Raw genomic sequence first — 15,234 nt, 5'->3', positions numbered from 1 at the left:
TGCGCTGTCGTGCCCGCAGGCGTCATGCCACGGGGCTCTTTCGCCACTTCATGATGTATCGGAAAGAGAGGCCGATATACCGGAAAGAGGGAAAACAGACGCAACCAGTCTCATTTGTCGAGAAGGCCGGAATCTCCGGCCCAAGCGCCTATGGGCTGCATATGGCTGAGTTCGCTCCGGAATGCAAGGGGCCACATGTTGCAGCGCAGCAAAATCGACTGCGAAAGCGGCGCTTGCGCACGCCTGCAGCCATCATTACCACAAAGGCAGCTGCCATTTCTGGGGACCGAGCGATGAAGGACGTGCTGAAGGAACTTGAGCGCCGCCGCGAGATCGCCCGCATGGGCGGCGGCCAGGCCCGCATCGACGCCCAGCACAAGAAGGGCAAGCTCACCGCGCGCGAGCGCATCGATGTCTTTCTCGACGAAGGCTCGTTCGAGGAGTTCGACATGTATGTCGAGCATCGCTCGACCGACTTCGGCATGGAGAAAACCAAGATCGCCGGCGATGGTGTCGTCACCGGCTGGGGCACCGTCAATGGCCGTCCGGTCTATCTCTTCGCCAAGGATTTTACCGTCTTCGGCGGCTCGCTGTCGGAGGCTCACGCCGAAAAGGTCATCAAGGTGCAGGAGATGGCGCTGCGCAACCGCGCGCCGATCATCGGCATCTACGACGCCGGCGGCGCCCGCATCCAGGAAGGCGTGGCGGCGCTAGGCGGCTATGCCGAGATCTTTCAGCGCAACGTGCTCGCATCCGGCGTCATTCCTCAGATTTCCGTGATCATGGGCCCGTGCGCCGGCGGCGACGTCTATTCGCCTGCGATGACCGATTTCATCTTCATGGTCCGCGACACCTCTTACATGTTCGTCACCGGGCCGGATGTGGTCAAAACGGTCACCAACGAGACGGTGACCGCCGAGAGCCTTGGCGGCGCGTCCGTCCACACGACCAAATCGTCGATTGCCGACGGCGCCTACGACAATGACGTCGAGGCGCTGTTGCAGATGCGCCGGCTGGTAGACCTTTTGCCCGCGTCAAATACGTCGGAGCTTCCTGAGATCGAGTGCTACCAGTCGGTCACCGACCATGATCTGTCGCTCGACCGGCTGATCCCAGACAACGCCAACAAGCCTTACGACATCAAGGAGCTGATCCTCAAAGTTGCCGATGAAGGCGACTTCTTCGAAATCCAGCAGAACTTTGCCAAGAACATCGTCACCGGTTTTGGCCGCGTCGAGGGCCGTACCGTCGGCTTCGTCGCCAACCAGCCGATGGTGCTGGCCGGCGTGCTCGATTCCGACGCAAGCCGCAAGGCGGCGCGCTTCGTGCGCTTCTGCGACTGTTTTTCCATTCCCATCGTCACCTTCGTCGACGTGCCGGGCTTACTGCCCGGCACCGCGCAGGAATATGGCGGCCTGATCAAGCATGGCGCGAAACTCCTGTTTGCCTACGCCGAGGCGACCGTGCCGAAAATCACCGTCATCACCCGCAAAGCCTATGGCGGCGCCTATGACGTGATGGCCTCAAAACATCTGCGCGGCGATATGAACTATGCCTGGCCGACGGCGCAGATCGCGGTGATGGGGGCGAGAGGCGCGGTCGAGATCATCTACCGCAAGGATATCGGCGACGCCGAAAAGATCGCAGCTCACACAAAGGCTTACGAAGACCGCTTCCTGTCGCCCTTCGTCGCCGCCGAACGCGGCTATGTCGACGAGGTGATCATGCCGCATTCGACCCGCCGCCGCATTGCCCGGGCACTGCGCATGCTGCGCAACAAGGACATGCAGAACCCTTGGAAGAAGCACGACAACATCCCGTTGTAACATCCAATGTCGCGACTGATCATCAGCGCCGGTCGGCGGTTTGGCAGGTTCACGGTCCTGTTTTTCGTTGTTCCCGCTCTCATCATCTTCTGCGTCTGGATGTCCCTGCTCGACAACCATCCAATCTGGTTTATCGCCAGCGGCTTCGTCGTCATGCCGATCGCCACCACGGCCTTGGCATTTCTGTTCGGCACATTGTTTGCGGGCTTCCGACGCAGCAAGATCAAAGGCGTCAGTGAAGCAGAAGCGCCCGGCCTGTGGGCGCTGTGGCGGAGCGTCGCCGGACCGCGCCGTGCTGCGCGCACGGTTGTCATACTAGAGGGCAACCTGAACGCCAGCGTGCGCGAAGAGCGCACGCTTCTCGGCCTTCTCGGCAATCGGCTGTTTCTAACCATTGGCATCCCTCTCCTCGCAGTGACCGATGAAAGAGCGCTTGCCGCGATCCTTGCCCATGAGGACGCGCATGTGCGCAACAAGGATACCAATGGCAGCCTCAATCTCGCTGAGTTCGAAAACGGTTTCGGATTTGTCTTCGAGTATGCCCCGCCCGGAACCACGATCACAGGCAGCCTGTTCCACGCCGCTATCGGCTGGCTGTCGCAATCGTTCGAGCGGGAAGAAATCCGGCTTTCGCGCGAAGCGGAGATCAAGGCAGATCGACACGCGGCATCCTCCGGCGACGCCGAGCACGCCGCACGCGCGCTGTTGCTTCTTGCCACGGCAGACGTGCATTTCACGGAGACGGTCTATGACCCTTTGCAGCATGAATTGCGAGGTGCTTTGCGTCCGCCGCGACCGCCGCTCGAGCGCATGCTGGAAGCTGCCGGCCAGCTGCGAGAACCCATTTGCCTCGATGTTTGCGCCCGCAAGGCGTGGGCAAGCCCGGATGACGCAAAGTCCACCCATCCATCATTGGCTCAACGGCTGGCGGCGCTTGGCTACACGGAGCCGCCCGACCTGGACCCGATCGCCGTGACCGCGCTCTCGACGCTGCTGAACTCGAGCGTAGCACAGCGCCACATTTCGGAATTCGACACCAAATGGACTGCGCGGATGGAAGACTATCTCCAGCGCTGAACTGGTGGTCGCCCAACTCGCAGGCTCACTCCTCTTCCGCCGCCCCCAAACCCGCATCCCTGGGGGCGCTGGTCGCGCTCGCCCAGGGCGTCGCGTGATTATCGATGCGCATCTGGAAGATGAAATAGGTCGGCGAGCAGTAGCCGATGCCTTTCACCTTGGCAGCACCCGGCGTGTCCGGCGGCAGCGACTGGCACATATAGTCCTCGCGGCAGAAATGATCAGCCGAGCAGGCTGGACGGTTGCCGCGGTTGACCGCGCCGCCGAGGCACTGGTCGAAATTGTTGGTGGCGACGCAGGTGTCGAATTTCTTGCCGCCGACCATGCCGCAAATTTCCGATGGCATCGGCTTGCCCGTCTTGAATGCGGCGAAGCTGCGGTCCTTGTCGTCGCAGGCGCGATAAGCGATGCCTGCCGGTACGCCGATTTTCGGTGGCCGGCAGGTGTAGGCGGTCCGCGAAAAGGTCGGCGCAAAAGCCGCGAACTGGCCGGTGATCTTGTAGCGGTCGTTGAACGGCTGAGACGGGTTGCTGGCGATCGACCCGGTCAGGCAGGGATGGCCCGAAAACATCTTTGGACTGTCCGTGGGCAACAGACATTGCGCCAACGCGGTATGCACGCCTGAAGCCGTCGCGAGCGGCGTGCAGACGGTGCCGCCACCGCATTGCCAGGTCGCGCCGAAGCGTTTTGCATCATCCGGCATCAGGCACGGCATCGCCATCTCGGCCGGGGCGTAGTCGACATCGCCGGCATCGGTCCATGTCGCTGGCGGCGCGAAGGACAGCGGCCGGTAGCGGTTCGGCTCCTTGCCTTCTTCGGTCGCGCGCAGCCAGGCCTCACGTCGCGCAATCTCGGCATGGAGATGCGGCGAGATGCCGACTTCGATGCGGTTGAGCGGCGACGTCGTTTTGTCGTCGAGGCCGATGAAGTGAAAGCCGGCCGTCGAGCCCGCCTGGTGGCAGCCCTGGCAGGCGCCATTGTCCAGCCGCTCGACCAGCGCCTCCGGTGTCCGCACCAGCTTTAGCGCCGCATAGTCCAGGCCGGCGAAATCCGCTGGCTGGAACAGCGGCGTGAACGGATGGTTGGCCTGTCTCGCGCTGCCGAAGGTCGACCACGAAATGATTTTCTTCGCCAGGAATTCGTCGGGGATTTCGTAGACGCCGAGATCGACATCGGCGATGACGTAGTCGGCGAGCCTTTTCTTGAGTGCAGCATTGTCCGAGAGCTGCGCAACGTCAGGCGTATTCTCCAGCGGCTTCTCGCTGATGGCAGCGCCATCGATGCCGAAGATCCGCATCAGATAGGCCGCCTGCCCGCCGAATTCGGTCTCCTGTCCCGAGGGAAAACGCACCACCTGCGCATTGAGCTCAAGCTGTTTGAAGTTCAGTTCCTCCGGTGCCAGCGGCCCGCCGGCCAGCCAGCCGGCATCAACGTTTTCGTCGATCTGCGGTGTCCAGCGCCCGGCAACGCCGACGCAGCCGCCATCGGCATCCGGCGCCACGCTGTAGACGGCGTTGAAATTGAATGGCAGCCGCGATGCCAGAACCTTGCCGTTCTTGCGGAAACTGTAGGCCAGGCGATAGACAAAGCGCACCTCGCCACAGCTCTTGTCACCTTGCAGCGCGGTGAAGTCACGCCGGTCCAGCCGGTTGACGACGCCGACCAGGCGGAAGCGCGCGGCCTCGGTCTTCAGCCAGCGCATATCCATGATGCGGCCGACATTGCCGTCGGTCACCTCGTAGAGCGTGCGCCCGCCGGCCTTTATCTCGGCCCGCAGCGTGGCAATATCGGCCGCAACCATGTCGACAACGGCACGATAGGCCGGCGCCTCACTGTAGAGCGTCTTCAGATCGTCCGGGCCGTCGACGGCGAAAATGCGGGCGAAGCCAAAACCCTTGACATCGAGGGCGGCGAGCACCGCCGGATCGTCGACGATGGTCACCGGCTGCTCAGCGCGCACGCCATGCGAGGCGAACAGCGCGATGATGGCTGCAATGGCGAGCGCGAAACGCTTCATCCGATCGGCACCTTCTGCCGTGCCTCGACAAGTTCACGCAGCACCGGCACCAGCGCCAGCGGCAGATCCTCGGCGATCAGACCCGGTCCGAAGCGGCTGCCGGCCTCGGCATGGATCCAGACCGCTGCGCAGGCGGCCTCGAATGCCTGCATGCCCTGCGCCAGCAGCGCGGCGACAATGCCCGCCAGCACGTCGCCGGAACCGGCGGTGGCGAGCCATGGTGCACCATTGGCGTTGATCACCGCGCGGCCGTCCGGCGCCGCGATGACGGTGTCGGCGCCCTTGTAGACCATGATGGCGTTGGCTCGTTCAGCGGCTGCGCGCGCCTTGGCGAGTTTCGACTGCTTCTTGTCCTTCGCGATGTCGGGAAAAAGTCTGGCGAATTCGCCTTCATGCGGCGTCAGCACCAATACCGGCGCCAACGGGAGCAGCGCGGCGTCGAACAGGGCCTGAGGCTGATGCGCCAATGACGTGATGGCGTCAGCATCCAAGACAATGGCAGGGCGCTGAATTCCGAATGAACTCGTCGACGTGCGGTTTAGGTCAGCGACCGTCGCGATCAATTGCAACGCGAAATCCCCCACTTTGGGTTTCGGCCCGAGCCCTGGTCCGAACACAAGTACTTCGGGGTGCCTCGCCGACAAAAATTCCTGCACTTCCTCCATCGAACCGGCCTCGCGCAGCATGATCGATGTCAGATGCGCGGCGTTTACCTGCATGGCATTTTCAGGCGAGAGCACGGTCACCGCCCCTGCCCCGGCTCTGGCTGCAGCTATCGCCGACAGCCGCGCCGCACCTGTCGCGCTCGGCCCGCCGGAAAAGACGCTGACGTGGCCGCGCTTATACTTATGTGTATCGACCGCCGTTTTCGGAAAACTGTATAGCCAGAAGTCAGGCGTGTTCTCGAACGTCTTGATCTTGAACTCATCGACGATCGCATCCGGAATGCCGATATCGGCGACGATGATCTCGCCGCAGAGGCTGCGCCCCGGCATCAGCAGATGGCCGGGCTTTTTCCGCACGAACGTCACCGTCACGTCGGCCTTGAAATAAGCGTTGCTCAAGCCGGTCTCGCCCGACACGCCAGAAGGCAGGTCGATTGACACCACAGGCACGCGCTCCGCCGCGGCCAATCCTGAGACGGCAGAGGCATGCAGGGATATCTTCTTCGACAATCCCGCACCATAGAGCGCGTCCACGACGACTTCACCCGGTTCCGGGTAGCAGTGTCCGATGTGCTCGACCGGCAGATTGCAGGCCTCGGAAGCTCGCGCCGCATCACTCCCGGGCTTCTGCTTGCCTTCGGCCCAGAGCGCCACATTCACACCAGCCTCGGCCAGCAACCGCGCTACAACATAGCCGTCGCCACCATTGTTGCCGGGGCCGCACAGCACGTGCACGCGGCTTGCTGCGGGATAGCGTGCCAGGACCACAGCAGCGACCGCTTCGCCGGCGCGCTGCATCAGGCCATAGCCGTCGAGCGGACCGGCCGCGATCGCCAGCCGGTCGGCCTCGCCCATCTCGGCCGGCGACAGGACTTCATTGCTCATGGATTGCCGATCCCGCATTTCGTTCAAGGCCGACCCCTTTGTCCCTATCGAGCATTGTCCAGTTTCGGATTCGAAGCAAACGGCCAGGTGCTGCGTTGGCGTGCGGCCAATCCTTTCGCAGACTGGTGCCACGGATCCGCGCGGGCCTGCAAAATGCGCAATCTGCCTAATTATCGTGCAGACGCCCGAAGCGGCAATGTGTAGGCTTCGGGCAGCTTTGCCGCAGCCGAAGCAGAGGATGACGCGAATGTGCATCCCGGCGCGGCGCGGCATTGGAATTGCGCGAAACCGCTTCGCGTGGGCTGAAATTGGCACGGTTCGTGCTTGATGGAGGCGCAAGCGGGGCGCACAACCCGTTTTTTTGGCAGTGGAGGCCACTTTTTACATGAAAAAGATCGAAGCGATCATCAAGCCGTTCAAGCTAGACGAAGTGAAGGAAGCGCTTCAGGAGGCCGGTCTGCAAGGCATTACCGTCACCGAGGCCAAGGGCTTTGGCCGCCAGAAAGGCCATACCGAACTCTATCGCGGCGCCGAATATGTCGTCGACTTCCTGCCCAAGGTGAAGATCGAAGTCGTGCTGGGCGACGACGCCGTCGAAGGCGCCATCGAAGCCATCCGCAAGGCGGCGCAGACCGGCCGCATCGGCGACGGCAAGATCTTCGTCTCCAATATCGAGGAGGTCGTTCGCATCCGTACCGGCGAAACGGGGATGGACGCCGTCTGAGCTTTCTGATTTCAGATTAACGTCTCCTCGAAACGTCATCACACAGGGAAGAAACGACATGACGACAGCCAAAGACATCATGAAGCAGATCAAGGACAACGACGTGAAATTCGTCGACCTGCGCTTCACCGATCCGAAGGGCAAGCTGCAGCACGTCACGATGGATGTCATCGAGGTCGAGGAAGACATGTTCGCGGACGGCGTCATGTTCGACGGCTCCTCGATCGCCGGCTGGAAGGCGATCAACGAGTCCGACATGGTGCTGATGCCCGATGCGGACACCGTCCATATGGATCCGTTCTTCGCCCAGTCGACCATGGTCATCCTGTGCGACATTCTCGATCCGGTCTCCGGCGAATCCTACAACCGCGACCCGCGCGGCACCGCCAAGAAGGCCGAGGCCTACATGAAGGCCGAAGGCATCGGCGACACCATCTATGTCGGCCCCGAAGCCGAGTTCTTCGTCTTCGACGACGTCAAGTACAAGGCCGATCCCTACAACACCGGGTTCAAGCTGGACTCGACCGAACTGCCGTCCAACGACGACACCGACTACGAGACCGGCAATCTCGGCCACCGCCCGCGCGTCAAGGGCGGCTACTTCCCTGTGCCGCCGATCGACAGCGCGCAGGACATGCGCTCCGAAATGCTGACCGTGCTCGCCGAAATGGGCGTGCGCGTCGAAAAGCACCATCACGAGGTTGCCGCTGCCCAGCACGAGCTCGGCATCAAGTTCGACACGCTGGTCCGCAACGCCGACAAGATGCTGATCTACAAATATGTCGTGCACCAGGTCGCCAACGCCTATGGCAAGACGGCCACCTTCATGCCGAAGCCGATTTTCGGCGACAACGGCTCGGGCATGCACGTCCACCAGTCGATCTGGAAGAACGGCAAGCCGACCTTCGCCGGCAATGAATATGCCGGCCTGTCGGAGTCGTGCCTGTTCTACATCGGCGGCATCATCAAGCACGCTAAGGCGATCAACGCCTTCACCAACCCGCTGACCAACTCCTACAAGCGCCTTGTGCCTGGCTATGAAGCCCCGGTGCTGCTCGCCTACTCCGCGCGCAACCGTTCGGCCTCCTGCCGCATTCCGTTCGGCTCGTCCCCGAAAGCCAAGCGCGTCGAGGTCCGCTTCCCCGATCCAGGCGCGAACCCCTACCTCGCTTTCGCCGCCATGCTGATGGCCGGCCTCGACGGCATCAAGAACAAGATCCACCCGGGACAGCCGATGGACAAGGATCTTTACGATCTGCCGCCGAAGGAACTGAAGAAGATTCCGACCGTCTGCGGTTCGCTGCGCGAAGCGCTGCAAAGCTTGGACAAGGACCGCGGCTTCCTGAAAGCCGGCGGCGTCTTCGACGACGACCAGATCGACAGCTACATCGAGCTCAAGATGGCCGAAGTGATGCGCTTCGAAATGACACCGCATCCGGTCGAATACGACATGTACTATTCGGTCTGAGCGATAAGCCTCAGCGACAAGGAAAAACCCCGGCGTCAGTTCAGACGCCGGGGTTTTTGTTTGACCAATAGCAGACCGTAGACGTGGTAGCAGCAGGCTACGGCGCGGCTTACGAAGCCTGCGCCGCTATAGATGCTTAGGCGGCCGCCGAGACCTGCGCGCTGGTCGAAACCTCCGCGATGGTCTTCAGGATCTGCGAAGCGATCTGGTAGGGGTCACCTTGCGAATTCGGGCGGCGGTCTTCCAGGTAGCCCTTGTAGTCATTGTTGACGAAGGAATGCGGCACGCGGATCGAGGCGCCTCGGTCGGCGATGCCGTAGCTGAAGCGGTTCCACGGAGCGGTCTCATGCTTGCCGGTCAGGCGCTTGTCGTTGTCCGGGCCGTAGACGGCGATGTGGTCCATCAGGTTCTTGTCGAATTGAGCCATCAGCGCTTCAAAATAGGCCTTGCCGCCGACTTCGCGCATATAGGCGGTCGAGAAGTTGGCGTGCATGCCCGAGCCGTTCCAGTCGGTGTCGCCGAGCGGCTTGCAGTGATACTCGATGTCGATCTCGTACTTTTCGGTCAGGCGCTGCAAGAGATAGCGGGCCATCCACATCTGGTCGGCGGCCTTCTTGGAGCCTTTGCCGAAAATCTGGAATTCCCACTGGCCCTTGGCCACTTCGGCGTTGATGCCTTCATGGTTGATGCCTGCTGCGAGGCAAAGGTCGAGATGCTCCTCGACGATCTGGCGCGCGATCGGGCCGACATTCGAATAGCCGACGCCGGTGTAGTACGGGCCCTGCGGCGCCGGATAGCCGCTCTCGGGGAAGCCGAGCGGACGGCCGTCCTTGTAGAAGAAATACTCCTGCTCGAAGCCGAACCAGGCGCCTTCGTCGTCGAGGATGGTGGCGCGCTTGTTGGACACATGCGGCGTCACGCCATCTGGCATCATCACTTCGCACATCACCAGCACGCCATTGCTGCGGGCCGGATCCGGGAACACGGCGACCGGCTTCAGCACGCAGTCGGAGCTGTGGCCTTCGGCCTGCTGCGTCGAAGAACCGTCGAAGCCCCACAGCGGCAGCTGCTCGAGCGTCGGGAACTCGGCGAACTCCTTGACCTGGGTCTTGCCGCGAAGATTGGGGACCGGGGTGTAACCATCGAGCCAGATATACTCGAGCTTGTATTTCGTCATTCTAGAGCCTCTCGTTGCTTGATCACCGAACCTGGATGACGCCGGCGCGCCGAGCCATCCAGCAGCCCAGCTGCCGGTCGATAAAATGCAAATCGTGTGCCACTTCAGTTGGTCAGGGTGCGGCAAAAATGCCCTTTCATCCCGCCGGTGATGGCAAGCCGCCTAAGCAATGCGCCCGGATCAATCAAAGGCGGAATTTGCTTAAATAACAGGCAAAAGCAGATCTTTCTTTAGGCATCTTGCCTAAAAGGATTGCAGGACCTACCTTGATGGAAAGATGAATCGAAGAGCCTCTCCAGAAGAAAGGAGACCGACCATGGAAATCACCTCAGCCCGTCCGTCGGCCAAAATCCTGATATTCCCGGCGGCATCGCGTGTAACTGCCTCAAATTTAGGCGTAAAGGCCAAGTTTGCGGCAGAGCTTGCTTCGCTGCGCGATCACCCGCTTGCCCATGGCGAGGCCTGGTATCATGAGGCCGCCATTGCGGAGGCCGAACAGCCTCGCAAGAGCTAGGCGTCTTCCGCGCTGATAGATCGAACAGGCCCACAAATCAAAAACCCGGCGCGATCGCTCGCGCCGGGTTTTTTGTTTGATACAGAGCCGTCGGCTACTGCTTGGTATGCAGGTCGGTGCCGAGCGTATCCCTGACGAAGATCATGCCGATGATCAGCGTCACCGCCGCGATCACCACCGGATACCAAAGGCCGTAATAGATATCGCCCTTGTAGGCGCTGAACGCGAACACGATCGCGGGCAGCAGGCCGCCGAACCAGCCATTGCCGATGTGATAGGGCAGTGACATGCCGCTGTAGCGGATGCGTGTCGGGAACATCTCGACCAGGATCGCCGCGATCGGCCCGTAGACCATGGTCACGTAGAGGACCAGGATGAACAGGATGCCGATGACCTTTGCCCAGTTGACCTGTGCGGGGTCGGCAAACATCGCGAACGCGCCCGCTGCCGGAACGCTGTACACGGTCACCTCGGTGGCGCCCGCGGCCTCATCCTTGGTCAGCACCTTGTCCTTGATGGCCTGTTCGGTCGGGACCGCGGTCTTTTCGCCGGCGCGGATGGCTGCCGCATCGAGCTTCAGTTCAGGATTGGCCGCGACAAAGGCGTCGAGCTTCTGGTCGGCAACCTTGGCGCCAGCGCGCTTCAACGGGTAACCGCCACCCTGAAGCGCGAGGTTGATACCCTTCTTGAAGGCAGCGTCGCTTGCAGCCTTCTTGTCGCCCGCGGCCTTGGCATCATAAGACGCCACAGTTTCGCTGCCGATCATGACACTCGCCGGGGTCCCCGCCGCCGCGGTAGAGACGATGTCGTAAGGCACCGAGTTCTTGGCAAGGAAGTCGGTCGCGATATCGCACGAACTGACCGGTACGCGCGTGCCGGTCGGGTTGAACTGGAAGTTGCAGTCTCCCGGAGCCGCCGTCACCGTGGCGCGCGTGTTCTGCTGTGCGGTGGCGAGCGCCGGATTGGCGGCCCAGGTCAACGCCTTGAACAGCGGGAAGGTGGTGACGACTGCCAGCGCAAGGCCGGCCATGATGATCGGCTTGCGGCCGATCTTGTCGGACAGCCAGCCGAAGAAGACGAAGAAGCCCGTGCCGAGTGCCAGCGCAATGGCGATCATGATGTTGACCGACTGCGCGTCGACCTTGAGCACATTGGCCAGGAAGAACAGTGCATAGAACTGGCCATTGTACCATACCACGGCCTGACCGGCGGTGAGGCCGAACAGCGCCAGGATGGCGATCTTGGCGTTTTTCCACTGGCCGAAGGCTTCCGACAGCGGCGCCTTGGAACTCTTGCCCTCTTCCTTCATGCGCAGGAAGGTCGGCGATTCCGAAAGCGACAGCCGGATCCAGACCGAAATGCCGAGCAGGATAGCCGAGACCAGGAACGGAATGCGCCATCCCCAGGCGTTGAAGGCGTCCTTGCTTACGGAATTCTGCACCAGCAGGATGACAATCAGCGACAGGAAAAGGCCGAGCGTCGCCGTCGTCTGGATCCATGAGGTGTAGAAGCCGCGACGGTCGTCCGGCGCATGTTCCGCGACATAGGTCGCGGCGCCGCCGTACTCGCCGCCAAGCGCCAGGCCCTGCAGCATGCGCAGCGCGATCAACAGGATCGGCGCCAGAATGCCCAGTGTCTCTGAACCCGGAAGCAGGCCGACAAGGAAAGTCGACAGACCCATGATCATGATGGTGACAAGGAATGTGTATTTGCGGCCGACGAGATCGCCGATGCGGCCGAACACCAGCGCGCCGAACGGGCGCACGATGAAGCCGGCGGCGAAGACCAGCAGCGTGAAGATGTAGCGGGTGCTTTCGGGAAACGAGTTGAAGAAGGTCAAGCCGATCGCGCCGGCCAACGCTCCGTAGAGATAGAAATCATACCATTCGAAAACCGCGCCCAGCGAGGAGGCGAAGATGACCTTCTTCTCCTCTCGTGTCATGCCGCGGCTGGCTCCGCCGGCGGTCGATGCCAATGCCATTGAACTGTCCTCCCGTGAATCGTCTGCCTTCGACGCTGGGCGTCATCGTCGGCGTTCCCTCTGAACGCGACTCGAACCAGCCATCAGCGTAAAAAATGACAGAAAGCGACCGCCGGAGGCAGACAGACCTTGGATTTATGACTTTGGTATTAGGTGCAGTGCGGCAAAGGCCGAGGATCAGGTCTTCAGCGCATCGAGCAGGCCGACGGCCGCCATCATGTCGCGTTTGCGGGCCGAGCGGCGTGCGACAGCCTCGGCGTCCTGGCCCCAGTGCTCGACCTGCCAGTCCTCGTCGACATGGCCGGCGGCCCAGGCCGCGTCGCCGTCGAGCGCGCCGTAATCGACCGCCAGCGCCAGCAGCGCCGACCCGGTCAGCGAAGTCATGACATGGATTGCGGCCAGCCGCAGCGGCTCGGCACGCTGGGCAAGATGGGCGCCGAGGACGGCGAGGCTTTCGCGCGGCTGCTCGACATGGATGATGCCCTCGGCGAGGTTGAACCGAGCCCCTAATGTCGCCCTCGCCCAGTCGATCACCGGATCCCAATGCTGGTTCTGCCGCTCGACCAGCCCCTGCGGCGCGTCGGCGCGGTAGCAGGTCAGATCGGACGAGGCGAAGCGCAAGACGTCCTCCAGCACCGCCTGCGGGTCGCTGGCGACGCCGTCGATGGCGGTGTTGACCAGACGCAGCACCGGCATCGTGACCGGGTCGATGGTCTCGCCCTGTGCAGCGAACTCATTGGCGACCAGGGCGGCGGCCTTTTCGGTCGGCAGCGCCAGCAGCGCCTTGCCCGGCGTGCGCACCGGCTTGCCATCGAGGTGGACGGCAAAACCGTCCTCCACAGCTACGACCGACACGTCCTTGTAGAAGCGCTTCGGCAGGTGCGTCTTCATCTGGATCTGCGCGCGGCGGACCGGATCCGGATCGGACAGATGCTTTCCCGCTTCGAGGTCGTTGAGGATGTCACGCATGGTCGAACTTTCTATCCAGGTACCTGCTTGCGCGCCGGCCGGTTGACGATGATCAGGCCGACAGCGATCAGCCCAAGCGCCACAAAGATCCTGGTCGTAGGCGCCTCGCCCAGAATGATAGCGCCGCAGAGGACGCCGAACACCGGCGACAGGAAAGCGAAGCTCGACAGGGCCGATGCCGGATAGCGCCTGAGCAGCCAGAACCACAGCACATAGGTGAAGGCAACTATATAGAGCGACTGGAACAGCAGCGCCAATGCCGGCAAGGCACTGACCGCGCGGATCGGCGGGCCGGCGAAAGGCATCACCAGGACACCGACAATGGCCGCACCGGCCAACTGATAAAGCAGCAATTTCTCGGCACTGGTCTCGACCAGTTTCGAACGCTTGATGACGATGCTGGTCGCCGCCCACAGGATACCGGAGCCGAGGCTGAGCAGATCGCCCATCAAGGTCATCTCGGTGCCGCCGGCAATCCCGTCGGAAAACACCGCCACCAGGCCGCAGAAGGCGAGAACGAGCCCGCCAAGCTTGCGCGCGTTGATACGCTCACCGAGCAGGAAATGGCCGCCGATCAGGACCCAGAACGGCATGGTGTTGACCAGCAGCGTGTTGCGGGCAACGGTCGTGTATTCCAGCCCGATATAGAGGCACAGGAACTCGACGCCGAACAGCACGCCGACGATGATGCCGGCGACAAGCGACCCGTCGGCCTTAAACAGCCTGATGCCGCGCAGCCAGCACCAGCCGAGCACACAGAGCCCGCCGATGATCGAACGTGCGATCGAGACGAAAACCGGATCGAAGCCGACATAGGAGATCTTGGCGGCGACATAGTTCAGCCCCCAGGAAAAGGTCAGCCCGACCATGATGGAAGCAGCCGCCAGATCGACCGCATCGCGGCGATCCAATGCCGAGGCAACGGCCAATGTCAGTCCTCCGCGCTGGCGTCGTCGAAGCCGATCAGGTTCCAGCTCTGGCGCATATGCGGCGGCATCGGCGCGGTGACGTCGATGACGCCCTTGTCCGGGTGCGGAATGACGATGCGGCGCGCATGCAGATGCAGGCGGTTCTGAATGCCGCCCGGAAAGTCCCAGTTGGTGTCGGCCTCGAAATATTTGGGGTCGCCAAGGATCGGGCAGCCGATATAGGCGGCATGAACGCGCAGCTGGTGGGTGCGGCCAGTGTACGGCTCCATTTCCAGCCAGGTCATCGTCTGAGCCGCCTGCTCGATGATGCGGTAGTAGGACACGGCGTGGTCGGCGCCCTTTTCGCCATGGGCTGCCACGCGCACGCGGTCGCCGTCCTCGGTCGGTTCCTTGATCAGCCAGGTCGAGATCTTGTCCTCACGCTTGGGCGGGACGCCCTTGACCAGCGCCCAATAGGTCTTCTTGGTCTCGCGCGCCCGGAATGACTCGGAAAGCTTCATCGCCGCAAGCCTGGTGCGGGCAACCACCAACACGCCCGACGTGTCGCGGTCGAGCCGGTGCACCAGGCGCGGCTTCTCGCCCTTCTGGCTGCGCCAGGCCTCCAGCATGTCGTCGACATTGCGGGTGACGCCCGAGCCGCCTTGCACCGCCAGGCCCGCCGGCTTGTTGAAGACGAAGACTTTTGGATCTTCGTGGATCAGCATCTTGGCCAGCACATCGGCGTCGCCCTGGTTGCGGATCGAGTAACCCGTAAGCGCACTCTCGCCCTTCTTGTCGACCTCGAGCGGCGGCACACGCACCACCTGGCCGGGCTCGACACGGCTGTCGGCCTTGACCCGGCCGCCATCGACGCGGATCTGGCCCGAGCGCAGCAACTTCTGCAGATGGCCAAAGCCGAGACCGGGGAAATGGGTCTTGAACCAGCGATCGAGCCGCATGCCCGCCTCGCCGGCCTCCACCGTGATCTGTTCTACGCCTGCCATGATTTTCGCTTTATCCGTT

At 62.3% G+C, this 15,234-nt stretch carries 12 protein-coding genes; 5 read left to right on the top strand and 7 right to left on the bottom strand.

Annotation, left to right across the window (positions count from 1 at the left end):
- The first annotated feature begins 293 nt into the window (after positions 1-293).
- Positions 294-1,826, top strand: coding sequence for an acyl-CoA carboxylase subunit beta (locus NKJ58_RS22210; protein WP_352853807.1), 1,533 nt, complete (start codon positions 294-296; stop codon positions 1,824-1,826).
- A gap of 153 nt (positions 1,827-1,979) precedes the next feature.
- Entirely contained in the window at positions 1,980-2,903 is a 924-nt protein-coding gene (locus tag NKJ58_RS22205; RefSeq protein WP_352853805.1) for a M48 family metallopeptidase, read from the top strand.
- Positions 2,904-2,928: 25 nt separating this feature from the next.
- Here NKJ58_RS22205 and NKJ58_RS22200 read toward each other — a convergent pair whose 3' ends face one another.
- Entirely contained in the window at positions 2,929-4,920 is a 1,992-nt protein-coding gene (locus NKJ58_RS22200) for a hypothetical protein (protein WP_352853804.1), read from the bottom strand.
- Complete coding sequence (locus NKJ58_RS22195) at positions 4,917-6,470, bottom strand: NAD(P)H-hydrate dehydratase (RefSeq protein ID WP_352853803.1); 1,554 nt, start codon at positions 6,468-6,470, stop codon at positions 4,917-4,919. The genes NKJ58_RS22200 and NKJ58_RS22195 overlap by 4 nt, the downstream gene beginning before the upstream one ends.
- Positions 6,471-6,855: 385 nt before the next feature.
- Between NKJ58_RS22195 and NKJ58_RS22190 the strand changes: the two genes are divergently transcribed.
- Both NKJ58_RS22190 and glnA read left to right on the top strand, forming a co-directional pair.
- Entirely contained in the window at positions 6,856-7,194 is a 339-nt protein-coding gene (locus NKJ58_RS22190; RefSeq protein WP_006205430.1) for a P-II family nitrogen regulator, read from the top strand.
- A gap of 58 nt (positions 7,195-7,252) precedes the next feature.
- Positions 7,253-8,662: a type I glutamate--ammonia ligase gene (glnA, locus tag NKJ58_RS22185; RefSeq protein ID WP_023672775.1), complete on the top strand. Its 1,410-nt coding sequence runs from the start codon at positions 7,253-7,255 to the stop codon at positions 8,660-8,662.
- A 136-nt stretch (positions 8,663-8,798) separates the two neighbouring features.
- On the opposite strand, the gene NKJ58_RS22180 is transcribed toward glnA, so the two are convergent.
- Positions 8,799-9,839 (bottom strand): glutamine synthetase beta-grasp domain-containing protein, encoded by a 1,041-nt coding sequence (locus NKJ58_RS22180; RefSeq protein ID WP_023688423.1) that lies wholly within the window; start codon positions 9,837-9,839, stop codon positions 8,799-8,801.
- Positions 9,840-10,155: 316 nt separating this feature from the next.
- Here NKJ58_RS22180 and NKJ58_RS22175 point away from each other — a divergent pair, with 316 nt between their 5' ends.
- Positions 10,156-10,353 carry a DUF2735 domain-containing protein gene (locus NKJ58_RS22175; RefSeq protein WP_023688422.1) on the top strand — a complete coding sequence of 66 codons (198 nt, stop codon included), beginning with the start codon at positions 10,156-10,158 and terminating at the stop codon, positions 10,351-10,353.
- Between the two features lie 94 nt (positions 10,354-10,447).
- Here NKJ58_RS22175 and NKJ58_RS22170 read toward each other — a convergent pair whose 3' ends face one another.
- From NKJ58_RS22170 to NKJ58_RS22155, 4 genes are all read right to left on the bottom strand, one after another.
- On the bottom strand, positions 10,448-12,334 hold the full coding sequence (locus NKJ58_RS22170; RefSeq protein WP_352519452.1) for an MFS transporter: 1,887 nt from the start codon (positions 12,332-12,334) through the stop codon (positions 10,448-10,450).
- 177 nt (positions 12,335-12,511) lie between these two features.
- Positions 12,512-13,303 (bottom strand): ATP12 family chaperone protein, encoded by a 792-nt coding sequence (locus NKJ58_RS22165; protein ID WP_023682591.1) that lies wholly within the window; start codon positions 13,301-13,303, stop codon positions 12,512-12,514.
- An 11-nt stretch (positions 13,304-13,314) separates the two neighbouring features.
- Positions 13,315-14,172 (bottom strand): DMT family transporter, encoded by an 858-nt coding sequence (locus NKJ58_RS22160; protein WP_502902331.1) that lies wholly within the window; start codon positions 14,170-14,172, stop codon positions 13,315-13,317.
- A gap of 62 nt (positions 14,173-14,234) precedes the next feature.
- A complete protein-coding gene (locus tag NKJ58_RS22155) occupies positions 14,235-15,215 on the bottom strand; it encodes an RluA family pseudouridine synthase (RefSeq protein ID WP_023672769.1) in 981 nt (326 codons plus the stop codon).
- Positions 15,216-15,234: the final 19 nt, after the last annotated feature.

Origin of the sequence: Mesorhizobium sp. M0139 (genome assembly GCF_040322455.1) — a bacterium.
Classification (GTDB): Bacteria; Pseudomonadota; Alphaproteobacteria; order Rhizobiales; family Rhizobiaceae; genus Mesorhizobium.
Note: the sequence above shows the minus strand (reverse complement) of the source record. Positions and strands in the feature narration are given on the sequence as shown.

What these genes read in the sequence shown, in the direction of transcription:
- NKJ58_RS22210 (WP_352853807.1), top strand. Translation starts at nt 294, where the DNA reads ATGAAGGACGTGCTGAAGGAACTTGAGCGCCGCCGCGAGATCGCCCGC.
- NKJ58_RS22205 (WP_352853805.1), top strand. Translation starts at nt 1,980, where the DNA reads ATGCCGATCGCCACCACGGCCTTGGCATTTCTGTTCGGCACATTGTTT.
- NKJ58_RS22200 (WP_352853804.1), bottom strand. Translation starts at nt 4,920, where the DNA reads ATGAAGCGTTTCGCGCTCGCCATTGCAGCCATCATCGCGCTGTTCGCC.
- NKJ58_RS22195 (WP_352853803.1), bottom strand. Translation starts at nt 6,470, where the DNA reads ATGAGCAATGAAGTCCTGTCGCCGGCCGAGATGGGCGAGGCCGACCGG.
- NKJ58_RS22190 (WP_006205430.1), top strand. Translation starts at nt 6,856, where the DNA reads ATGAAAAAGATCGAAGCGATCATCAAGCCGTTCAAGCTAGACGAAGTG.
- glnA (WP_023672775.1), top strand. Translation starts at nt 7,253, where the DNA reads ATGACGACAGCCAAAGACATCATGAAGCAGATCAAGGACAACGACGTG.
- NKJ58_RS22180 (WP_023688423.1), bottom strand. Translation starts at nt 9,839, where the DNA reads ATGACGAAATACAAGCTCGAGTATATCTGGCTCGATGGTTACACCCCG.
- NKJ58_RS22175 (WP_023688422.1), top strand. Translation starts at nt 10,156, where the DNA reads ATGGAAATCACCTCAGCCCGTCCGTCGGCCAAAATCCTGATATTCCCG.
- NKJ58_RS22170 (WP_352519452.1), bottom strand. Translation starts at nt 12,334, where the DNA reads ATGGCATTGGCATCGACCGCCGGCGGAGCCAGCCGCGGCATGACACGA.
- NKJ58_RS22165 (WP_023682591.1), bottom strand. Translation starts at nt 13,303, where the DNA reads ATGCGTGACATCCTCAACGACCTCGAAGCGGGAAAGCATCTGTCCGAT.
- NKJ58_RS22160 (WP_502902331.1), bottom strand. Translation starts at nt 14,172, where the DNA reads ATGGTCGGGCTGACCTTTTCCTGGGGGCTGAACTATGTCGCCGCCAAG.
- NKJ58_RS22155 (WP_023672769.1), bottom strand. Translation starts at nt 15,215, where the DNA reads ATGGCAGGCGTAGAACAGATCACGGTGGAGGCCGGCGAGGCGGGCATG.